This window comes from Providencia sp. PROV061, from assembly GCF_011045655.1.
GTDB classification, from domain to species: Bacteria; Pseudomonadota; Gammaproteobacteria; order Enterobacterales; family Enterobacteriaceae; genus Providencia; species Providencia hangzhouensis.
In genome coordinates this window covers 3,608,275-3,629,266 of the sequence record NZ_CP042861.1, presented here as the reverse complement: position 1 = coordinate 3,629,266, position 20,992 = coordinate 3,608,275, and the positions used below count along the sequence as shown (strand labels likewise).

The 20,992-nt window shown below is 39.9% G+C and carries 20 protein-coding genes and 1 tRNA gene; 10 read left to right on the top strand and 11 right to left on the bottom strand.

Going from position 1 to position 20,992, the window contains the following annotated elements:
- Window positions 1-9 precede the first annotated feature (9 nt).
- Window positions 10-86: transfer RNA gene (locus FVA72_RS16750), tRNA-Met, on the bottom strand.
- 232 nt (window positions 87-318) lie between these two features.
- On the opposite strand from FVA72_RS16750, the gene mltA reads away from it, so the two are divergent.
- Together mltA and tcdA are read left to right on the top strand one after the other, a co-directional pair.
- Window positions 319-1,440: a murein transglycosylase A gene (gene mltA / locus FVA72_RS16745; RefSeq protein WP_004257581.1), complete on the top strand. Its 1,122-nt coding sequence runs from the start codon at window positions 319-321 to the stop codon at window positions 1,438-1,440.
- Window positions 1,441-1,470: 30 nt separating this feature from the next.
- Window positions 1,471-2,286, top strand: coding sequence for a tRNA cyclic N6-threonylcarbamoyladenosine(37) synthase TcdA (tcdA, locus tag FVA72_RS16740; protein WP_004257579.1), 816 nt, complete (start codon window positions 1,471-1,473; stop codon window positions 2,284-2,286).
- A gap of 41 nt (window positions 2,287-2,327) precedes the next feature.
- Here tcdA and csdE read toward each other — a convergent pair whose 3' ends face one another.
- Window positions 2,328-2,786 carry a cysteine desulfurase sulfur acceptor subunit CsdE gene (csdE, locus tag FVA72_RS16735; RefSeq protein ID WP_094961126.1) on the bottom strand — a complete coding sequence of 153 codons (459 nt, stop codon included), beginning with the start codon at window positions 2,784-2,786 and terminating at the stop codon, window positions 2,328-2,330.
- A gap of 18 nt (window positions 2,787-2,804) precedes the next feature.
- Window positions 2,805-4,010: a cysteine desulfurase CsdA gene (gene csdA / locus FVA72_RS16730; RefSeq protein WP_110591280.1), complete on the bottom strand. Its 1,206-nt coding sequence runs from the start codon at window positions 4,008-4,010 to the stop codon at window positions 2,805-2,807.
- A 699-nt stretch (window positions 4,011-4,709) separates the two neighbouring features.
- On the opposite strand from csdA, the gene FVA72_RS16725 reads away from it, so the two are divergent.
- From FVA72_RS16725 to rlmM, 3 genes are read left to right on the top strand one after another with little or no spacing between them, the layout of a single operon-like run.
- Window positions 4,710-5,651 (top strand): transcriptional regulator GcvA, encoded by a 942-nt coding sequence (locus FVA72_RS16725; RefSeq protein ID WP_004257564.1) that lies wholly within the window; start codon window positions 4,710-4,712, stop codon window positions 5,649-5,651.
- 27 nt (window positions 5,652-5,678) lie between these two features.
- Window positions 5,679-6,074 (top strand): DUF423 domain-containing protein, encoded by a 396-nt coding sequence (locus FVA72_RS16720; protein ID WP_004908716.1) that lies wholly within the window; start codon window positions 5,679-5,681, stop codon window positions 6,072-6,074.
- Window positions 6,067-7,170 carry a 23S rRNA (cytidine(2498)-2'-O)-methyltransferase RlmM gene (gene rlmM / locus FVA72_RS16715; protein WP_004257556.1) on the top strand — a complete coding sequence of 368 codons (1,104 nt, stop codon included), beginning with the start codon at window positions 6,067-6,069 and terminating at the stop codon, window positions 7,168-7,170. Before FVA72_RS16720 ends, rlmM begins: the two co-directional genes overlap by 8 nt.
- Window positions 7,171-7,229: 59 nt before the next feature.
- On the opposite strand, the gene xni is transcribed toward rlmM, so the two are convergent.
- The 3 genes from xni to queF form a co-directional block, all read right to left on the bottom strand.
- Window positions 7,230-7,985 (bottom strand): flap endonuclease Xni, encoded by a 756-nt coding sequence (gene xni, locus FVA72_RS16710; protein WP_110591281.1) that lies wholly within the window; start codon window positions 7,983-7,985, stop codon window positions 7,230-7,232.
- A gap of 18 nt (window positions 7,986-8,003) precedes the next feature.
- Window positions 8,004-9,371, bottom strand: coding sequence for a nucleotide 5'-monophosphate nucleosidase PpnN (ppnN, locus tag FVA72_RS16705; protein WP_110591282.1), 1,368 nt, complete (start codon window positions 9,369-9,371; stop codon window positions 8,004-8,006).
- An 85-nt stretch (window positions 9,372-9,456) separates the two neighbouring features.
- Window positions 9,457-10,302: an NADPH-dependent 7-cyano-7-deazaguanine reductase QueF gene (queF, locus tag FVA72_RS16700; protein ID WP_110591283.1), complete on the bottom strand. Its 846-nt coding sequence runs from the start codon at window positions 10,300-10,302 to the stop codon at window positions 9,457-9,459.
- 145 nt (window positions 10,303-10,447) lie between these two features.
- Here queF and syd point away from each other — a divergent pair, with 145 nt between their 5' ends.
- Window positions 10,448-11,008, top strand: a complete 561-nt coding sequence (syd, locus tag FVA72_RS16695) for a SecY-interacting protein (RefSeq protein ID WP_110591284.1) — start codon at window positions 10,448-10,450, stop codon at window positions 11,006-11,008.
- Window positions 11,009-11,475: 467 nt separating this feature from the next.
- On the opposite strand, the gene FVA72_RS16690 is transcribed toward syd, so the two are convergent.
- Window positions 11,476-12,372, bottom strand: coding sequence for a DUF535 family protein (locus FVA72_RS16690; RefSeq protein ID WP_110591285.1), 897 nt, complete (start codon window positions 12,370-12,372; stop codon window positions 11,476-11,478).
- Window positions 12,373-12,627: 255 nt separating this feature from the next.
- Here FVA72_RS16690 and FVA72_RS16685 point away from each other — a divergent pair, with 255 nt between their 5' ends.
- From FVA72_RS16685 to FVA72_RS16675, 3 genes are read left to right on the top strand one after another with little or no spacing between them, the layout of a single operon-like run.
- The gene (locus tag FVA72_RS16685; protein ID WP_110591286.1) at window positions 12,628-12,963 is read left to right on the top strand and encodes a YqcC family protein; all 336 of its coding nucleotides are present in this window, start codon (window positions 12,628-12,630) and stop codon (window positions 12,961-12,963) included.
- 7 nt (window positions 12,964-12,970) lie between these two features.
- Window positions 12,971-13,729: a tRNA pseudouridine(65) synthase TruC gene (truC, locus tag FVA72_RS16680; RefSeq protein ID WP_110591287.1), complete on the top strand. Its 759-nt coding sequence runs from the start codon at window positions 12,971-12,973 to the stop codon at window positions 13,727-13,729.
- A 21-nt stretch (window positions 13,730-13,750) separates the two neighbouring features.
- Window positions 13,751-14,203, top strand: a complete 453-nt coding sequence (locus tag FVA72_RS16675) for a flavodoxin (protein ID WP_004257522.1) — start codon at window positions 13,751-13,753, stop codon at window positions 14,201-14,203.
- Window positions 14,204-14,286: 83 nt separating this feature from the next.
- Here FVA72_RS16675 and FVA72_RS16670 read toward each other — a convergent pair whose 3' ends face one another.
- The 4 genes from FVA72_RS16670 to map all read right to left on the bottom strand — a co-directional run bounded on the left by FVA72_RS16670 (window position 14,287) and on the right by map (window position 19,521).
- Window positions 14,287-14,667 (bottom strand): DUF3461 family protein, encoded by a 381-nt coding sequence (locus FVA72_RS16670; RefSeq protein ID WP_004908747.1) that lies wholly within the window; start codon window positions 14,665-14,667, stop codon window positions 14,287-14,289.
- Window positions 14,668-15,086: 419 nt separating this feature from the next.
- Entirely contained in the window at window positions 15,087-15,914 is an 828-nt protein-coding gene (dapD, locus tag FVA72_RS16665; RefSeq protein WP_004257518.1) for a 2,3,4,5-tetrahydropyridine-2,6-dicarboxylate N-succinyltransferase, read from the bottom strand.
- 63 nt (window positions 15,915-15,977) lie between these two features.
- The gene (gene glnD, locus FVA72_RS16660; RefSeq protein ID WP_110591288.1) at window positions 15,978-18,614 is read right to left on the bottom strand and encodes a bifunctional uridylyltransferase/uridylyl-removing protein GlnD; all 2,637 of its coding nucleotides are present in this window, start codon (window positions 18,612-18,614) and stop codon (window positions 15,978-15,980) included.
- Window positions 18,615-18,723: 109 nt separating this feature from the next.
- Window positions 18,724-19,521, bottom strand: a complete 798-nt coding sequence (map, locus tag FVA72_RS16655) for a type I methionyl aminopeptidase (RefSeq protein ID WP_036957992.1) — start codon at window positions 19,519-19,521, stop codon at window positions 18,724-18,726.
- A 652-nt stretch (window positions 19,522-20,173) separates the two neighbouring features.
- On the opposite strand from map, the gene rpsB reads away from it, so the two are divergent.
- Complete coding sequence (rpsB, locus tag FVA72_RS16650) at window positions 20,174-20,899, top strand: 30S ribosomal protein S2 (RefSeq protein WP_004257504.1); 726 nt, start codon at window positions 20,174-20,176, stop codon at window positions 20,897-20,899.
- The last annotated feature ends 93 nt before the right edge of the window (window positions 20,900-20,992 follow it).

The window sequence follows — 20,992 nt, the reverse complement described above, 5'->3', positions numbered from 1 at the left end:
ATCAGTAATTGGTTGCGGGGGCTGGATTTGAACCAACGACCTTCGGGTTATGAGCCCGACGAGCTACCAAGCTGCTCCACCCCGCGTCCGATGCGGGCACTATACTCGGGATGAGATCTGATGCAAGTTTTTTCGTGTTTTTTTTTCAAAATTTAGCATTTACAGAACAAAATCTGTTCTTTCTGCCTGTTTTTTGCTCTTTAGTGAGTAGAGAGAGGAAAATAACCTAACTAAATATATTTACACGTTTCATTCCCTAATTGGGTTTGCTATTGTGCGCTTCATATTGGATTGTTGGATTTATTTGGGTGGTAGAGCATGAATATAGGGCTAACAAAAATCGTCAATAAACAAATAGTAAAAAAATGGTTAGTAACCAGCGTATTTCTTTCCTTATTAGCTGGATGCCAAACCCATCCAACGGATAAAGGCCAACAATATAAAGATGGTCGCTTAGTACAAGATTTACAGAAAGTAAATCAAGTGAATGTACAGGGGCGACCAATAAATGCGCCAGATTTTAATCAACAAGTTAATGAAATTAAAAATGCATCACCGCGATTGTTTAAAAATAACAACGATACCTATCATGCTATAGAAAACTGGTTGATGGCGGGGGGGAACCCGGCTCAATTGGCAAATTTCAATTTAACCGCTTTCCAAATGGAAGGCGCTGATAATTATGGAAACGTACAATTTACAGGGTATTACACACCTGTGATCGAGGCGCGCCGTATGGCTCAAGGTGAATTTCGTTATCCGTTGTACGGTATGCCGCCAAAAGGAAAAACACGCTTACCTAGCCGAGCGGCAATTTATAATGGTGCCCTGAGTGATCATTTAATTTTAGCTTATAGTAATTCGCCGGTTGAAAATTTTATGATGGAAGTTCAGGGAAGTGGTTATGTTGATTTTGGGGATGGCAGCCCACTGAATTTCTTTGGTTATGCAGGTAAAAATGGTCACGCCTATAAAAGTATCGGAAAAGTGCTGGTAGACCGCGGTGAAGTTCCTCTGAGCCAAATGTCATTACAAGCTATCCATGATTGGACGAATCAGCATAGCGAGCAAGAAGTTCGCCAGCTATTAGAAGAAAATCCGTCATTTGTATTTTTTAAACCGCAATCATTTGTCCCTGTTAGAGGCGCAAGTGCGGTTCCTTTAATTGCTAAAGCATCTGTTGCATCAGATAAAACTCTCATTCCACCGGGAACAGCCTTACTCGCGGAGATCCCTGTGTTAGATAATAATGGGAAATTTACGGGGCAGTACGAAATGCGTATGATGGTAGCCTTGGATGTTGGTGGTGCGATTAAAGGGCATCATTTTGATATTTACCACGGTATAGGCCATGAAGCCGGAAAAATGGCCGGTTTTTATAACCATTACGGGCGAGTTTGGGTGCTGAAAAAAAGCCAGCCGCTATTTGGTTCAATGTAGTTACAGTTTTAACTGAGGTTGTTCGTTATTATGCAAGCTAAGCTTTCTGATGCTTGGATGCAGCGTTTTGCTGGGATCGGGCGTTTATATGGGCAACATGCTCTTCATCTTTTTGCACGTTCCCACATTTGTGTCATTGGCATTGGTGGGGTAGGCGTGTGGGCCGCGGAGGCGCTTGCTCGTTCAGGTATTGGGCATATCACATTAATTGATATGGATGATATTTGTGTGACTAATACCAATCGCCAATTACATGCCATCAAGTCGACAGTTGGGCAACCAAAAGTTGATGTGATGAAAAATCGTATTTTAGAAATTAACCCCGAATGTGTAGTGAATGTTATTGATGATTTTATTACTGTTGATAATGTCGCTCACTACCTTAGCACGGGGTTTGATTATGTCATTGATGCCATTGATAGTGTAAGGCCTAAAGCTGCGTTGTTAGCGTATTGTAGACGCTTTAAAATACCCATTATCACCACAGGTGGGGCTGGTGGACAAATCGACCCAACACAGATTCAAGTGACAGACCTAGCTAAAACGGTTCAAGACCCTTTAGCCGCTAAGTTGCGGGAACGCTTAAAATCCGATTTTAACGTTGTTAAAAATGGCAAAGGAAAGCTCGGGATTGACTGTGTTTTTTCTACTGAACAGCTTGTTTATCCGCAAAGTGATGGTACTGTGTGTGCGGCAAAAAGCACTGCGGATGGCTCTAAGCGTATGGACTGCGCTTCAGGCTTTGGTGCGGTGACTATGGTTACAGCCAGTTTTGGGTTTATTGCTGTCTCACATGCACTTAAAAAGATGATAGCAAAATCACAACGGGAAATGGAACAGCAGTAAAGTGAATGAGGCTATTGCGATAGATAGCCTCATTCAATGAATTACGCAGGTGTCATTTCATTTGCAATATTTTGAATTGCCGTAATGAGTGATTGAATACCATTTTGGCGGGATTCGCTGAGCTGGCTAGGTAAGCCGGTTTGAGCTAATAAGCTATTAAAATCAATTTCCATGATTTCTTTCGCTGTTTTTTGCTCTATTGCCGCTAACAAAATGGTAAATAACCCTTTCACCACTCGGCCTTCACTATCCCCATAAAAATGAAATGTTTCATCATCATTGAGAAGTGCTCCAATCCAAACTCGGTTTTCGCAGCCTTTAACCTCTTGAGTTTGCAGTTTTTCATCATCAGACAGCGCTGGCAATTTTCTCGCAAATTGAATTAATAAACGGTATTTATCTTCCCATGCTTTATGTGTGGAAAACTGTTCAACTATTTCTTGAATTTTAATCTCTGTACCGAATGGGTGCGGAGCAAGTTCATGGTTAGTCGAAGTCATTAGGCTTCCTTTATTGATTTATTCATTGAGTATAGAAAGTGAAACGGTGACTGCATCGATAAATTTATCGACGTCTTCCCGGTTGTTGTACGGCATCATTGAGATACGCAAGCAGCCACTGATATTTAATGCATCCATTAATGGTTGGGTGCAATGTTGACCATAGCGTAATGCAATATTTTGTTCGGTCAAGAGGGCACCTAGATCACTATGGTGAATATCTTTGAAGTTAAATGATAGCAAAGGAGAATCAGGCACACTATAGCGAATAAAGCCGGGAAGTGCCGACAGTTTTTTAGTAGCATATTCGATTAGTGAGCAAGTATATGTTTCTGCTAGTGTTAAATTTAATCCTTCCAGCCACTCTAGGGTAGCAGAAAAGGCAATTACCCCTGCAATATTCGGTGTTCCTGCTTCGAATCGTTGTGGGATAGGTGCAAGAGTGAAATCGTCAAATGTGACGTGGGTCAACATTTTTCCTCCACCATGCCAAGGGGTCATTTGCTCTAAAAGTTCTGTTTTGGCGTAGCAAACTCCAAGCCCAGTTGGCCCATATAACTTATGTGCTGAAAATGCATAGAAATCAATATTCAGCTCACTGACATTAATCGGGCTATGAACGACACCTTGTGCGCCATCAACAACGACTAAAGCTCCTACTTGGTGAGCGAGCTGAGTCACCGTTTGTATATCGGGTTGATAGCCAGTTACATTGGACATTTGAGTGATAGCGATGACTTTCGTTTTTTCAGATAATTTAGATTGGAGTACATCAAGACTCAATGTCAGGTTCTTTTCAACTGGCCATTTTATAATTTTTGCGCCAGTTTGCTGTGAAAGCATAATCCAAGGTAATAAATTTGAATGATGTTCTATTTCACTGACAATAATTTCATCGTCAGGTTTTAATGTTGAGCGAAAATAACCTTGTGTAATTAAATTAATTGACTCAGTTGTTCCGCGTGTCCAAATAATATTTTTTTCACTGGAAGCATGAATATATTTTGCAGCACGGATTCGCCCCTGCTCATAATCACGTGTTAATTTCAATGATTCAGATGACTGCCCTCGATATACCGAACTGCCCGACAAGCGATAATAGTCATTAGATGCATTGATCATGGCGATAGGCTTTAATGCCGTTGCCGCACTATCAAAAAATAGTGTTGATGAGTCTATCGCTGGGAAGGCGAGGCGAAATGTGGTGGCGCTAAAATGATCCATGAGTATTTTCTTTTTAGTCAAAATTTCAATGTGTTTTGATTTTACTGAGTGCGGTATTAGTTGATTGTACATTTATTAGTACATTTATAGTTACTTTCTGATTAATTTAAACTTATCATTTTTTAATCTAGCCATTGAAATATTTTGTTACGTTTGGTATTAATTGTTAGCAATTTTTCTAGATGTGGTTTCAAGATGATTCAGTGTTTTGCGTTGCAATGCAATGCCTTTTGTTTATAAATTTATTTTTTTAAGTACTTAGTAAATAATTTTCAAGATTTATCTTAAATATCTTACTGAAAGTTTTTTCGGTACACTTACAATTATCTATAGTTATTTGTATTTATTAAGTTAAATTGCTTAAGTAAATACCGAAATAGCATTAAAAAAAGAGTAAAAAAAAGCACCGCGCGTTGGCGGTGCACTATATAAAATCACTATGGACAGACAGGGTAAATGTACAGGAAGTGAAAAAACAGTAGCTAAAGCTACAAAGGTCTGGTTCAACCAGACAACTTGCAAACACAACATCACAACCACAAAGCCAAAAGTTTCAAAGTAACTAAACTCTGTAACTTTTCGTTCCGGCTTAGGAAGTGTGCATACTATAGGTATTTACTAGCGTATCCTCAAGGGACAAATTATAATGCTTCGGATGAAAAAAACTAATGCATAACAAGATGCCAAGTAGAAGTGATTATGTCTAAAAGATTACCGCCCCTAAATGCACTGAGAGTCTTTGATGCTGCTGCTCGTCATTTAAGTTTTACTAAGGCAGCAGAAGAATTATTTGTAACTCAAGCAGCCGTTAGCCACCAAATGAAAAGTTTGGAAGATTTCCTTGGGCTGAAATTATTCCGTCGGCGCAACCGATCATTGTTATTGACAGAAGAAGGTCAAAGTTATTACCTTGATATTAAAGAGATTTTCTCTTCTTTAAACGAGGCGACGCGTAAGTTGCAAGCCAGAAGTGCAAAAGGGGCATTAACGGTTAGTTTATCCCCAAGTTTTGCGATTCAGTGGCTGGTGCCAAGGCTTTCAGGCTTTAACCAGGCCTATCCAGGAATTGATGTGCGGATCCAAGCTGTAGATAGAGAAGAAGATAAATTGGCAGATGACGTTGATGTCGCTATTTTCTACGGTAAAGGTAATTGGCCAGGGCTAAGAACAGATAGGCTTTATGCTGAATATTTAATGCCGGTATGTTCACCATCTTTATTAACTGGAGATAGCCAACTAAAAATTCCTGAAGATTTAGCAAAACATACGTTACTTCACGATTCTTCACGAAGAGACTGGCAAGCATATGTTAAGCAACTAGAGTTACAAAATGTCGTTAATGTACAGCAAGGTCCCATTTTTAGTCATAGTGCGATGGTTATTCAAGCTGCTGTTCATGGTCAGGGAGTTGCACTGACGAATAATGTTATGGCTAAAAATGAAATTGACGCAGGGCGCTTAGTTTGTCCCTTTAGTGAGGTGTTAGTTAGTAAAAATGCATTCTACTTAGTTTGCCAAGAAAATCAGGCAGATTTAGGCAAAATAGCTGCATTTCGCCAATGGATTCTTGGGCAGGCGGCAAGTGAACAAGAGAAATTAGGTTTTATTACGGGTGACCAAGATGTGGCGCTTATTCAGTAATCAAGTATTTAAATAAAAGGTGTTACTGTGAATAGTCGTTTGATGTTAATTTTTGCAGGAATTAGTGGCTTCTTTACTGTTGCTTTTGGAGCTATTGGTTCACATGCGTTATCGTCAATTATGAGTGTCCATCAAATGGACTGGATTGAAATAGGGCTACGTTATCAAATGTTGCATACTGTTGCACTAATGGTGCTAGGGGCAATTTTATTACGTAAAATAATTCTGTGGTTCTATTGGTCAGGTGTGTTTTTCTCTGTTGGGATACTTCTTTTTAGCGGTAGCCTTTATTGTATGGCACTATTGCAGGTAAAATACTTCTCTTATTTTACGCCAATAGGTGGTGTATGTTTCCTAATTGGTTGGCTGTTAGTGGTTATTGGCGCTATGCGTCTAAGGAAATCGGCGTCACGCAATGAGTAATAAAATTGCACTATATTGCCGTCCAGGCTTTGAAAAAGAATGTGCAGCAGAAATTACAGATAAAGCAGGGCAAAAAGAAATTTATGGTTTTGCCCGCGTAAAAGAAAACAGTGGTTATGTTATTTTTGAGTGCTACCAAGCAGAAGATGCGGACAAACTCGCACGAACGTTGCCTTTTCGAGAATTAATTTTTGCTCGTCAAATGATTGTAATAGGGGATTTACTTAAGGATTTACCGCCTGAAGACCGTATTACCCCGATTGTAAATGCATTGAGTCAGCAAGTTGTGCGGGCAGGAGATCTCCGTGTTGAAGTTGCTGATACCAATGAATCGAAAGAACTCTTGAAGTTTTGCCGCAAGTTTACGGTACCTTTGCGTAATGCATTACGTAAAGAAAAAATCTTATTGCCACTCGAAAACTTTAAGCGGCCCGTTATTCATGTATTCTTTATTGCCCCTGGTTGCTGCTATACCGGGTATTCGTATACCAATAATAGTTCAAATTTCTATATGGGGATCCCAAGGTTAAAATTCCCATCAGATGCACCGAGCCGTTCAACCTTAAAACTTGAGGAAGCTTTCCACGTCTTCATTCCTTATGAAGAATGGGAAGAACGTCTAGCTAGTGGGATGAAAGCTGTCGATCTTGGAGCATGCCCAGGGGGATGGACTTATCAATTAGTGAAACGCAGTATGATGGTGGATGCTGTAGATAACGGTCCAATGGCGGAAAGCCTTATGGATACAGGGCAAGTTAAGCATCACCGTGAAGATGGTTTTAAATTTAAGCCTACTTCCCATAATATTACTTGGTTAGTCTGCGATATGGTTGAAAAACCAGCTAAAGTTGCTGCGCTAATGACTGATTGGCTTGCTCAAGGTTGGTGCCGAGAGGCCATTTTTAACTTAAAATTGCCGATGAAAAAGCGCTATGAAGAAGTTTCACATATCTTAGAAAAGATGAAAACACAGCTTAAAGAGCAAGGTGTTAATGTGTTGATTCAAGCTAAACAGCTTTATCATGACCGCGAAGAAGTAACTGTACATGTGATGAGGATATGGTCGGCAAATCCAATGGCACGTGAGTATTATTAATTTATAGAATCAGTTAATAAAAAAGCCACTTCATCATTAAGTGGCTTTTCTGTTTTCTATTAGTTGGGTGCATAACGCAACTGATTCAGATTCCCTCGTATCGGGATATCGGTTCTTAAAGTCGCAATATCTCGGCAAATCAATGCAATTTCCTGCTGATTGATGAGCTTTTTCTGCCATTTCTCTTCAAGGTTATCTAAATTGGCAAATATATTTTCAATAGAGTGATATTGTTGCAATAGTGTCGTGGCACTTTTAGGACCAATCCCTGCAACACCGGGAACTTTACTACTACTGATCCCTGCAAGCCCCCAATAATCAGGAAGTTGATTAGGAGAAACGCCAAATTCCTTTTCGATAAAAGGGATATCTAGCCAGCGCTTTTGAAAATAATCGCGAATTCTTAAGTTAGGGGAAAGTAGTTGGCAGTAACCTTTGTCTGTGGATACGATGGTAACTGTGTGCCCCGATCCCGCAATGCGTGTTGCTAAGGTAGCGGCTAAATCATCGGCTTCATCCCCTTCAGACTGCCAGCAGTGAACCCCTTTTTCTTTAAATAAGGCTATTAGGGTGGGGAGTTCAGCATGCAGATCTTCAGGCATAGGTTGTCGCCCCGCTTTATAATCGGGGAGTTTTTCATGGCGCCAGCTTTGGTGACGTCCTTCTTCATCAAACACTGCAACAATGTGCGTGGCATCAGTATGGGCGATCAACTGCGATATTGCAGATAAACAAGTTTCTCCACACGGGCTTCCTTGCACCGCGTGGATACGGCGTATTAAGTTTAATGCATCAATAATTAATAAGTGGATCATAAATACGCCAACATTTACTTATTTCACGATTTCATAGCAAGGTTCGTATGCCGTACCACCCGGTAATTTCATACGATGTTGCTCAACGAAGCCTTGTAATAACACATCCATACGCTTCATTAGCTCACTATCGCCGTGAATTTTGAATGGCCCATGTTTTTCGATGGCTTTCATACCAAATTCTTTCACGTTACCAGCCACAATACCGGAGAAAGCGCGGCGTAAATCTGAAGCCAGTTTCTCAGGTGCTTGCCCTGGGTGGAGGTTCAGTGATGCCATATTTTCATGCGTTGGTTCGAATGGATGTTGTAAATTGTGAGCAATTTTAATTGACCAGTTGAAGCTATAGGCATCACCTGTGCTACGGCGATTTTCTTTAACTTGTGGCATGCTGCGTTTCATTACACGAGCGACTTCTTGAGCATCATCAATAATAATTTGGTAATGCTTACTGGCTTCATCACCTAAAGTGTGTCGAATAAAGTCGTCTAATACTTCAAAGTATTCCGCACTTTCTTTTGGGCCCGTTAAAATCAGTGGTAGAACTTGTTCACTGTTGGCTGGGTCCATTAAAATACCCAATAAATACAGTAACTCTTCGGCGGTACCGACACCTCCTGGGAAAATAATAATCCCATGACCTAATCGAACGAATGCCTCTAAACGTTTTTCGATATCAGGCATAATGATGAGTTCGTTCACTAATGGGTTTGGTGGCTCAGCGGCGATAATTGAAGGCTCAGTTAAGCCGATAAAACGGCTATTTTTGTATTGTTGTTGTGCATGGCCAACTGCTGCACCTTTCATCGGTGCTTCCATGGCACCCGGGCCACAGCCTGTACAGATATTTAGCTCACGCAACCCAAGCTCATTACCTACCTTACGGCCATATTGGTACTCAATTTCATTAATTGAGTGGCCGCCCCAGCAAACAATCATACTCGGGTCTTCATCGATATGCAGGGCACGGGCATTACGCAAGATAGAGAAAATCATATTGGTAATATGTGTGCCATTTTCGAGGTCTAAATTAAATTGTTCTTTGGCATGGGTAATTTGCGCATGGACGAATAGAATGTCACGCAATACGGCAAATAGGTTTGCTTGTAAGGTGCGAATAATTTTACCATCAACAAAAGCTTTTTCTGGTGGGTCGATAAGTTCAAGCTTAACGCCACGCTCACGGCGTAATACATTGATATCAAAATCTTTACTTTTTTCTAATAGCTCTTTACTGCTATCAGTTAAGCTGCCTGAATGCAAAACGGCTAAAGAACAATTTCGAAATAATTGGTACAAATCGCTACTGGCCGTGCGTTTTAGCATATCAACTTCAAGTTGAGAGAGTAGATCCATAGATCCTAATGGACTGATATGAGTAATCAAGTAGTACTCCTTTACCCCATGGGTTCTTGATATGTGAATTGTACTGCAAATGTATTAATTACACTTACTTTTCAACTATATATACTTATTGTCGTGATAAGCGACCTAGTTCTGGCGTAAATTCTTCATTACTACGCCATGGGTTTATATCAAGCCCTCCACGGCGAGTATAGCGTGCATAAACACTTAATTTTTCAGGGTTACACAATTGCATAATATCAGTGAAAATGCGTTCAACGCATTGTTCGTGAAACTCATTATGATGGCGAAATGAGACCAAGTAGCGTAATAAGGCTTCACGATCAATTTTGGGTCCACAATAGTGGATCTGCACAGAGCCCCAGTCAGGTTGGTTGGTAATTAAACAGTTTGATTTTAATAAATGGCTCACTAACGTTTCGTCAACAACTTGTTGCTGGGTGCTATTCGCCAAATAATCTCGATTAAACTCATAATTATCAATATCAATCTCTTGTTCATCAATACATTCGCCAAGTAATGGCTGGATAGGTTGATGAGCAAAGTGCTCTAATTTATGAAGTGTAACGCTTACTTGGCCATTAGCACAGCGGCTTAAATCATTTTGCAAAGCGCTTCGCACATTTTCCCAAGTTTCAAAACGTGTTTGGTTAAAACTATTTAGGTAAAGCTTAAAGCTCTTAGATTCAATTAAGTTTTCGCTATTTGCATCAACACTAATCGAGCCTATTGCTACTTGGGGAACACCGCGCTGATTTAGCCATGAAAGCTCATACATTGTCCAAATGTCAGCACCGTGAAATGGAAGTGCTTTAGCGTGAATGGCTAAAGGGTCACGATTTAAGCTACGAGGGACAGCTTGTAATAATGTGGCATCATACTGATCATGATAATCCGTTTTCTTTCCAAGAGTTAAATTATTAAGTGCGGGATTATTCTGGTAGTGTGACATATAGGTCCTTATACTTCATAAACTGAAAATGAGGCTAATAGGTAAAATTGGGATATTTTCTTCGTCTGTGAACTTCTGTCATAATACCATTTATCGACAACATTGACGCCTTTCTCTTTAAATTGACGACAAAAAACACATAATTATGAATACTTCACATTCTGCCGCACTACATAATTTTACTCAGAAATATATTTCACAATGGCACCAACAAACGGGGTTACCTCCCGCCTCAACAGACTTATATGGTATTCCATCGCCATGTATTGTCCGCACAGGTGAAAACTGGGTTTACTGGGAACCTCAACCATTTCCAATAAAGGATGCGAGCTTAGATAAAGTTGCGACAGCATTGGAGATTAATTTACAAGGTGATATCCATGCTTTTTATACTGCACAGCTTGCTGGCGATATGAAAGCCACATTTCGTGATATTACGTTGAGTTTAGTACAGGTGTGGAATGAAGATGATTTCATCCGTTTGCAAGAAAATTTAATTGGTCATTTAGTGACTCAAAAGCGTTTAAAACTATCACCCACGCTATTCATTGCAACGTTGGAATCAGAGATTGAAATGATATCAATGTGTAATCTCACGGGGGAAATTATATTAGAAAAATTTGGTAGTCAGGAAAGGCGTGTACTTTCTTCGAATTTAACAAGTTTTCTCGATGAGCTAGTGGTTGTTGTTGAGCCTCAGGGGTAAGTGTTTTTAAGCGGGTTTGTGTAAGTAAATGCCTACAATTAAGCTAAGTAATTTCTTAAAAAATATTCTTTATATTGTAATGATAATTATTTAACTTTTAATTTCATGGCGTTACTATCTGGTTTGTACTTTTTGCGTATTTTTACCGTGTTATTGTTTATTTTGCTAGGTTGTTTCATTAATAGATTTAATGCATTCTTATCGCGCTGGACAGGGTAAACTCGTTTAGCTTTTTATACCTTCATGTGAGGTGTAAAAATTTTTTAAAACAAGGCGATGGAACGCGATTAGGTGATAAATCTATAAATTTGTTTTAATCAACAGGATGTTGAATGACGGGAAGTCATTTGCAGGATGCGTAAATTTTAAAGTATGAGCCAGTCAGCTTCGGTTGACTGGCTTTTTTAGTTAATACCTATTGTAGCGGGGTGATTTAAAAAAATTAAAGGTACTTTAATTTATTTAAATCAATGTTCTAATCTAATTGAATTTTTAGTTAGCGAAGCAATAATACCTTGGGTCATGGAATCGCGTAGCGCTTCTCGGCGGCGAAATTCAGCACGACGCTGGCTTTTCACTGACTCTATATCTCGTACAGGTTCTTGAATAGGTAATTGGAACCAACCATCAGGTGTTTTCGTGGCACCGCATTCTTGCCAAAACGTATCATAGCTTGATTTCAAATGCTGGCTCTTAATATGACACTGGTTTGAAATTCCTAATATTGATTTTACATCAAAGAAGGCTGCTACTGCATAAACCGCTGACATTAATAAATTTTTGGGCCTCATACCGTGCATTTGCTTAGTTATCAACCTAACTTGATCGACACTTTGTTCAGTGGAAGGGCCTTGCAAAGAGCACACGTACAATTGTCCTTCTGGGCCGAAGGAAAAACTCATTAAATAAATATCGTCACCGGTCTCATTTCTCAAGTGTAAAGTGAGGTCGCCTTCTCGAGGGTATTGAGAGTAAATCAATGTTAATTGAGCGAACTCTCCTGATTTTAATTCAATGTTTGCCACGAGAAGCCCTTCTCGCTTAGCAGAAAACATAGCTTCAATAGCTTCGGGCTTGAATGTACTTTCAATTAAATTGAGCGTGTAGCTGGCGGTTGATAGTTTTTGTTTTCCGCTCCAGCTTTTATGTAGATACTTATTTATAGGGCGTTCGATAAAATGAGGAACGCCTTCAATAACTGAAGAAAATTGCGCACTACGGTAGTTTTGGCACATAACTTGATAATGCTGATATTGTGACGAAGGTAGCTTTGAAATACGTATTTTTCTTTTTAATTCAATATAGTTAGAGTTTAAAGCTTTCCAGACTTTATTTTCCTTGCGCCACTGTTTTAGTCGTCCCATAGATAAACCATTTTGTTGTTAATTATTCTGTAAGTACTAAATTGATAAAACATTTAATCTTACATGTGCTATCTGCAACAAAATATAAACGAATCTTATTAAATGAGTTGTTCGATTAATAGCTACGATAATAATTATTATCGATATGCAAAATAAATAAACTTGTATTTGCTGAGGCTTAACCCCATGTATCCGACAGAATTATGATAGAAAATACCGTATATTTGCTGCAGCCATCACTAAATGAGTTTAAGTATGAATATTGAACAACGTATTATTGAGAAACTTCGTCACTTAGAAGAGGAAATGAAATTAAAATCTCTTTGGAATGAACAACCACCTTCACCCGAGGCTTTTAACAGCGTAGAGCCTTTTTGTATTGATACGATGGAGGCTATAGAGTGGCTGCAGTGGATTTTAATACCTCGTCTACAACTGTTAATTGAACAAGGGGCTACGCTGCCAACTAATTTTGCGGTCGCTCCTTATTTTGAAGAAGCGTATAAGCATGATGAAGAAGAACAATATACTCTACTTATCAATTATTTGCGTGAGTTAGATGGTTTTTTCTCCACTAAGACCTGCGGGTAATTTATTGATGCTGGAAATTATTTATCACGATGAATATATGGTAGCGGTTAATAAGCCTGCTGGTATGTTAGTGCATCGCAGTTGGCTGGACAGTAAAGAAACCGTATTTGTGATGCAGACACTACGTGACCAAATTGGCCAGTATGTTTACCCCATTCATCGCCTCGATAGGCCGACGTCAGGTATATTACTATTTGCGTTATCGAGTGACGTCGCAAGGCTGTTATCGGCTCAATTTGAAAACCATCAGTTAGAAAAAGTGTATCACGCTGTCGTTCGCGGTTATTTAACCGAAGAGCAAACCATCGATTACCCGCTATTAGAAGAGTTAGATAAAATTGCGGATAAACATGCATCACGTGAACCTGTTTTACAGGAATGCGTTACCCACTGTAAACCGATAGTGACAGTTGAATGCGCTATTGCGATTGGGCGATATGAAACATCAAGATTTAGTTTAGTTGAGTTAAAACCTGAAACTGGCCGTAAACATCAATTGAGAAGGCATATGTCTCATCTTCGTCACCCTATTATTGGTGATAGCAAGCATGGAGACTTACGCCAAAACCGAGGGGTGAATACGCATTTTTCAGTGTCTCGCCTGATGTTACATGCCAGCTTATTAAATTTAAATCACCCAATAACAAAAGAAAATATATCGTTAGTGGCTACGTGGGATACACAATGGTTATCATTAATTGAGCAATTTGGATGGTCAGATACAGTTGCAAAATTAGGGATAAACGTTATTAACTCATCAAGTTAACTATGAAATAGAGGGAATGTTATGTCAAAAATAGGCATTTTTGTTGGAACTGTCTATGGTAACTCTTTAGCTGTTGCGGAAACAGCACAAGAAATTTTAGAGCAGCAAGGGCATGAAGTGGTTGTTTTTGATGAGCCCACCTTGAGCGATTGGCAACTTTATAATTCAGGTAATGAAATTGCACTTATTGTGACTTCGTCTACAGGGCAAGGGGATATACCTGACACCATCGCTCCGTTATATAGTGAAATCAAAGATGTTGTCGGTTATCAACCTGATTTACGTTACGGAATAATTGCTTTAGGTGATAGCAGCTATGAAAGTTTTTGTGGCGCAGGTATTCGTTTCGATGAACTGTTAGCTGAACAATCAGCGACCCGTATTGGCGATATTTTATTTATTGATGCAATTGAGGTGGATGTTCCTGAGGAGTTTGCTAAGCCTTGGGTTGAAGCATGGGCGGAGCTGCTTTAAATGTCTGCACCGTAGTATTACCTATATTAATGATAAATATTGGCAGTGCTACGGCGCAGTAAATTAATCATTTCACCTGTAAATTATTTACGGGTCAATTTTTCTAGATCTGCTTCAATTTCTGCGATCTTATTTGAAACCACATGTTCAAGATGGCGTAAGTCATCGAGAATTTTGTGTTTTAAATCAATGTCAGTTTGATCTGTTTGGCAAATTTGATCTAGTTCTTCAATGGCGTAACGTAGGTTAGTGTTAATTTCATTAATTTCTTTGAAATTATTATTACCATCCGCAATAGTTTTACGCTGGCGTGGGTATTTAAATTTTACGCTTTTAGCGAAAAACTCCCCTTTATCTTTGCGAAAATAAATTTTTAAAATGTCATTATTCGCTTCTTGGCGTAAGGTGTAGCGGTCAATATCTTGAGGGTTACTGATGCCTAAACTTTTCAAATTATCGTACATGTTAGCTCGCTTTACTGTAGAGACAGAGTCGGTGAACAAAGTGATAGTGTGAGCAGGCCGTAACAATATCGGTCTATTTCTCGTTAATAAGCTATCTATCCCATTCGTTTGGGTGATAGATATAATGATGTTATTACACAAACAGCATCATTATAATGAAAAATAAAATAATACAGTTTTATTAGAGGTAAACGGCAAAAGCCACGGACATATTATGCGCGATTTGTAGAAATTGACAAACTTCTCTTTGCAATTAATGCGCTAATATTAAAAGGTAACACTGATATGGCCACCCGAGTTGCATACGGGGGTATGCGATTCGGGATAGCTTTAGTTTTTTAACCTAATTACAGTGGCTCACTATAAAAGTTTATTATAAAAACCAGTAACAGGTTTGGCGTGAGATTTTAGGCGTTTAATTACTCATCAATCGTTCTTAATAATTCATTAATACCCACTTTACCGCGAGTTTTCTCATCAACTTTTTTTACAATGACGGCGCAATACAGGCTGTAGCGACCATCTTTAGATGGCAAATTACCTGAAACAACTACGGAGCCAGCAGGGACTCGGCCGTAATGAATTTCACCTGTTTCACGGTCATAGATTTTGGTGCTTTGCCCCAGATAAACCCCCATTGAAATAACGGAACCCTCTTCAACAATCACCCCTTCGACCACTTCAGAACGAGCACCAATAAAGCAGTTGTCTTCAATAATTGTTGGGTTAGCTTGTAATGGCTCTAATACGCCACCGATCCCTACACCACCAGATAAATGCACGTTTTTACCAATCTGTGCACATGAACCAACGGTTGCCCATGTATCTACCATTGTGCCTTCATCGACGTAAGCACCAATATTGACATATGACGGCATTAATACGCTATTTTTAGCGATATAAGCGCCTTTACGAACAGCGGCAGGAGGAACAACTCGGAAGCCTTCTTTTTCGAAGCGAGCTTGGTCATAATCCGCAAATTTCATTGGAACTTTATCGAAATAACGGCTTTCTGCACCGTCAATCACTTGGTTATCTTGAATGCGAAATGATAACAAAACAGCTTTTTTCAGCCATTGATGGGTAACCCAAACACCGGCAATTTTCTCAGCTACACGTAGTTCTCCGCTATCGAGTAATGCAATGGTATCTAACACGGCTTGTTTTACTGAGTTTGATACCGTATTTGGTGTGATACTGGCTCGCTCTTCGAACGCTTGTTCAATGATCGCTTGTAAATGCTGCATTGATTGTATTTTCCTCTTGAATGTTATAAAAAATGAACGTTCACCATAAAAATGTGATGGACGCTATATTTTATCCTTCGATTTTAGGGCCTCTGTCAACCTTTCTGATAACTCTTGTTGCATATTTTTAGTCAACGCTTTGTGTTCCTTATCAGCTAAAACAAAGAAATCTTCCACTTTTTCGCCAATTGTCGTGATGCGTGCGCCATATAGAGAAATTTCCATTTGAGCAAAAATATGACCGATGCGAGCCAATAAACCTGGTTGATCTAAGGCGAACAGTTCCATATAGGTGCGACGGTCGTTGGTGGAATGTAGAAAATTGACTTTTGTTGGCACGGTAAAGTGACGTAATTTTGACGGCAGAGTACGTGGCTTAGGCAGTGATATTTCTGGTTGCTGAACGGCTAATAACAACATTTTTCGGATGTGGTCGTATCTGTCTTTGGACAGAGGACTACCGTTAGGCTCAAGAACGACGAAGGTATCCATGGCCATATTGTCTTTGTTAGTAAAAATTTGAGCACTGTGAATACTTAAATTTCGCCGATCCAATTCGCTGGCGACAGCGGCAAATAAATGGGGTTTATCATGGCCCCAAATAAAAATTTCTGTTCCGCCATGTTTAGGTTGTGTGCTGATTAATACCAAAGGCTGGCTCAAATCATGGGCTAGTAAGTGCTTAGCATGCCATGCTAATTGGGATGGCGTATGACGTAAAAAATAATCGGCATGGCAGCGGGACCATAACCCCTGCAGTTTTTCTTCATCAATTGATGATTGGCGTAGTAATGATAAAGCTTGATAACGATGATGACGAATGCGTTCGCGTAAGTCAGGGGTGCTCTGCATGCCTTGATTTAATTGATGCTCTGTAGATAAAAAAAGTTCACGAATTAAACTTTGTTTCCAGCTATTCCACAGTGTGCTATTTGTCGCGCAAATGTCTGCAACCGTTAAACACATCAAGTAGTTAAGCCGTGAAACAGTTTTAACTTCCCCTGCAAATTGTTTAATAACATCGGGGTCTTGAATATCACGCCGTTGAGCTGTCACCGACATCAATAAGTGGTTTTTAACCAACCATGAAGCTAATTCAGCTTCTTTGACAGAAAAATCATGCAGTAAGGCAAAATCATAAACAAAATCAGAGCCAAGGTCGGAATGATCTCCTGATCGGCCTTTAGCTATATCGTGAAAAATGGCAGCTAATCGTAAAAGTTCAGGCTGCAATAATTTGGGATAAACACTGACACACAGTGGATGATCACGACGATTTTCTTCTAACGTAAAGCTATCAATTTTTTGCAGTACGCGAATAGTGTGTTCATCAACGGTATATGCATGAAATAGGTCGAACTGCATTTGACCAACGATATTGCTCCAGAGTGGGGTATAAGCGCTCAGTACACTATGAAGGTGCATTGGGACAAATGCACCTTTGATGGCGCGAGGGTGGCGTAGAATTTTGATAAACAGTTTTCGGGCTTCAGGGATTTCACATAATGGCACTGAAAGGTTGCGCCGCGCATAACGTAGTTGCCGTAAAGTAGTGGAATAGATCCCTGTAATATTTGGGTAGCGAGCCATTTGGTAAAACATTTTTAAAATAGCGGCTGGCTGCTTGATAAATAACTCTTCATCAATAACGTCAATCAATGATCCACGTAATTGGAATAGAGAATCAATAGGACGGGGCTTTTCGTTGGGGTTAAGCGTTAAAATAGCTTCATCAAATAACTGCAATAGCATTTGATTGAGTTCCCGAACACGGCGAGTGACGCGATAGAAATCTTTCATCATTCGTTCAACGGGTTGGTTTTTTTCGCCTTCATAACCCAGTAACCGAGCCACACTAAACTGGCGGTCAAATAGCAGTCGATTATCATGACGTTTCACCACTAAATGGAGCGCAAAGCGAATTTTCCATAAAAATATTAGGCACTCTTTGAGTTCTTGGCGCTCTTCTTCAGTGAGAAAACCAAAACCTACCATTTCATCGACGGTGGTTGCACCAAAATGACGCCGCCCGACCCATAGTAAGGTATGGATATCCCGTAATCCCCCGGGGCTACTTTTAATATCGGGTTCTAAATTATAGCTAGTGCTATGGTAGCGTTGATGGCGTTCTTGTTGTTCTTCAATTTTTGCAGCAAAAAAGACCGCGGAAGGCCAAAAATCATCGCTAAAAATAGTTTTTTGTAATTGTAAAAACAGGGCGACATCACCACAAATTAACCGTGATTCAATGAGATTAGTCGCGGTGGTTAGATCTGCATTTCCGGCTTCAATGCATTCAGCGAGGGAACGGACGCTGTGGCCGATATCAAACCGCAAATCCCATAATAGAGTGATAAATTGCCCAATTTCACTAGCGATGTGTTCTGGAAGCTGGTTTTTACTTAAAACTAAAATATCAATGTCAGAAAGTGGATGTAGTTCATGGCGCCCGTAACCCCCAACGGCGATTAGTGACATATCAGGCTGCTTATCAAATTGAAAGGATTGCCATAATCGAGTGAGTAACGCATCAAGGTAATCACTTCGCAAGTGAATAAGGTCGACAACATCTTTACCTTGGTTGAAAGCCTCTTCCAGCCACTGATCGAAATCATCGACATGTTGTCTTAATAAATTAAGTTCAAGGTCATGAGTACTAAATTGATTAGGGGGGAGGTAGGAAGCTGAATTTACAGTCATCTTTATCTTTCCATATTGATAGCAATAGGGGGGTAGCTACCAGCTTACGGTTTTTTGATAAAAATGAACAGAGGAAGAGCCTTCGGTTAGGAAGGCTCAATGGAGAAGATTATTCGTTAACTAATACTGCAGAGATAAACGGCTCTTCTTCTTTACGTAGAGTGAGGATTTCACAGCCGTTATCCGTCACAACTAACGTGTGTTCATATTGTGCAGACCAACCTCGGTCTTTGGTTTTAACTGTCCAGCCATCTTTCATGGTGCGAATACGGTGATCGCCTGTATTGACCATAGGCTCAATGGTAAAAGTCATCCCTTTTTGTAGAACCACGCCACTGTCGTCAGCATCATAGTGCAGAACTTGTGGTTCTTCATGGAAACCTTGGCCAATGCCGTGGCCGCAATATTCACGCACAACTGAGAAATCTTGTTTTTCGACAAACTCTTGAATGGCTTTACCTAAAGTACGTAAGCGAATACCCGGTTTAACCATTCGGATTGCTAAATATAAGCTGTCTAGTGTGACTTGGCAAAGGCGCTCACCTTGAATGGTTGGTTTACCAACAATAAACATTTTGGAGGTATCGCCATGGAAACCATCTTTAATAACGGTGACGTCAATATTAACAATATCGCCATCTTTTAAGATTTTATCATCACTAGGAATGCCGTGGCAGATGACATCATTGACAGAAATACAAACAGATTTAGGAAAACCGTGATAATTCAGGCACGCAGGGATAGCTTGCTGTACGTCAACAATATGTTGATGACATAGGCGATCTAATTCACCCGTACTAACTCCCGGCACAACGTGCGGAGCAATCATTTCTAACACTTCTGCTGCTAAGCGGCCAGCAACACGCATTTTCTGAATATCTTCTTCAGTTTTGATAATAATAGCCATGAATTTAGTCCATTCATGCCAACATTGAATTTGATGGCATGTTAAAAAAGAGGGGGAAAATAGGTAGCCCATTTTACATCGATGAGATATATGGTAACAGCCACCGCATTTTCTGCCAACTAGCTATCGAGCGGACTCGAAAGTCGAAGTCACTTTATAGTAGATAAGGAAAGGAGTGGAGCTTGTTCATTTTGAGCTTTCAACAGCACAAAATGCAAAAAAATAGTAACGAAGACCATCTAGAAGGTATTGCAAAAATAAGGCTTTTTTATCTTACCGAATAGCGTCTATAATTGACCTGAGCAATGGTTAAATATTGCTCAGGTCAATGGCTTTAAATCAAAACCACTTTTAGGCATTTTTGTGAGCGAAAAAAGCAACAAAAGTTGGCTTCTAGGTTGGTTTTATGGTATAAAGCGCGCCGGCAATCCATTTATTTCTTATCACCATCATCGAAATGTCATTTTATGGCATCAAGATAAAGTCGTTGATAAAATATTGGATGTGCGAAACTTAAAACTCAATTGTGTAATAACACACACAAATCGACACGTGCACCGGGGTGCTCTTATGCGTTTTAACGCAGCTTTGGAGTCGGTAGCATGGGATTTGTGGAGGCATAACCCCAATTACTTAAATACAGAGGTATTAAATGGCAACTGTTTCCATGCGCGATATGTTACAAGCAGGCGTACACTTTGGTCACCAGACTCGTTACTGGAACCCAAAAATGAAACCTTTCATTTTCGGTGCGCGTAACAAAGTTCATATCATCAACCTGGAAAAAACTGTTCCAATGTTCAACGAAGCTCTGGCTGAGTTGACTAAAATTGCTTCTCGTAAAGGCAAAATTCTGTTTGTCGGTACTAAACGTGCTGCAAGCGAAGCCGTTCAAGAAGCTGCTAACAGCTGTGATCAGTATTTCGTTAACCACCGCTGGTTAGGCGGAATGTTGACTAACTGGAAAACCGTTCGTCAGTCAATCAAACGTCTGAAAGATTTAGAAGTTCAATCACAAGACGGTACTTTCGACAAACTGACTAAGAAAGAAGCGCTGATGCGTACTCGTGAACTTGGTAAGTTAGAAAACAGCTTAGGCGGTATCAAAGATATGGGCGGTTTACCTGACGCTCTGTTCGTTATCGATGCAGACCACGAACACATTGCTATTAAAGAAGCAAACAACCTGGGTATCCCAGTATTTGCTATCGTTGATACTAACTCTGATCCAGACGGTATCGACTTCGTTATCCCTGGTAACGATGATGCAATCCGTGCAATCAAACTGTATCTGGGCGCTGTAGCAAGCACCGTTCGTGAAGGTCGTTCACAAGATCTGGCTGTTCAAGCAGAAGAAAGCTTAGTAGAAGCTGAGTAATAAGGCCCAAACCCTTATTTAGGTATTGCTATACAGGTACTGCTATATGTTAGAAGGGGCCTGATTTAGGCCCCTTTTATATATGAATCAGAA

Bases quoted from the DNA above. Each gene is read 5' to 3' on its own strand.
- FVA72_RS16670 (WP_004908747.1), bottom strand. From the start codon at position 14,667: ATGTACGATAATTTGAAAAGTTTAGGCATCAGTAACCCTCAAGATATT.
- dapD (WP_004257518.1), bottom strand. From the start codon at position 15,914: ATGCAGCATTTACAAGCGATCATTGAACAAGCGTTCGAAGAGCGAGCC.
- rpsB (WP_004257504.1), top strand. From the start codon at position 20,174: ATGGCAACTGTTTCCATGCGCGATATGTTACAAGCAGGCGTACACTTT.
- xni (WP_110591281.1), bottom strand. From the start codon at position 7,985: ATGATCCACTTATTAATTATTGATGCATTAAACTTAATACGCCGTATC.
- FVA72_RS16725 (WP_004257564.1), top strand. From the start codon at position 4,710: ATGTCTAAAAGATTACCGCCCCTAAATGCACTGAGAGTCTTTGATGCT.
- queF (WP_110591283.1), bottom strand. From the start codon at position 10,302: ATGTCACACTACCAGAATAATCCCGCACTTAATAATTTAACTCTTGGA.
- csdE (WP_094961126.1), bottom strand. From the start codon at position 2,786: ATGACTTCGACTAACCATGAACTTGCTCCGCACCCATTCGGTACAGAG.
- FVA72_RS16690 (WP_110591285.1), bottom strand. From the start codon at position 12,372: ATGGGACGACTAAAACAGTGGCGCAAGGAAAATAAAGTCTGGAAAGCT.
- csdA (WP_110591280.1), bottom strand. From the start codon at position 4,010: ATGGATCATTTTAGCGCCACCACATTTCGCCTCGCCTTCCCAGCGATA.
- map (WP_036957992.1), bottom strand. From the start codon at position 19,521: ATGGCTATTATTATCAAAACTGAAGAAGATATTCAGAAAATGCGTGTT.
- FVA72_RS16685 (WP_110591286.1), top strand. From the start codon at position 12,628: ATGAATATTGAACAACGTATTATTGAGAAACTTCGTCACTTAGAAGAG.
- syd (WP_110591284.1), top strand. From the start codon at position 10,448: ATGAATACTTCACATTCTGCCGCACTACATAATTTTACTCAGAAATAT.
- rlmM (WP_004257556.1), top strand. From the start codon at position 6,067: ATGAGTAATAAAATTGCACTATATTGCCGTCCAGGCTTTGAAAAAGAA.
- FVA72_RS16675 (WP_004257522.1), top strand. From the start codon at position 13,751: ATGTCAAAAATAGGCATTTTTGTTGGAACTGTCTATGGTAACTCTTTA.
- truC (WP_110591287.1), top strand. From the start codon at position 12,971: ATGCTGGAAATTATTTATCACGATGAATATATGGTAGCGGTTAATAAG.
- tcdA (WP_004257579.1), top strand. From the start codon at position 1,471: ATGCAAGCTAAGCTTTCTGATGCTTGGATGCAGCGTTTTGCTGGGATC.
- mltA (WP_004257581.1), top strand. From the start codon at position 319: ATGAATATAGGGCTAACAAAAATCGTCAATAAACAAATAGTAAAAAAA.
- glnD (WP_110591288.1), bottom strand. From the start codon at position 18,614: ATGACTGTAAATTCAGCTTCCTACCTCCCCCCTAATCAATTTAGTACT.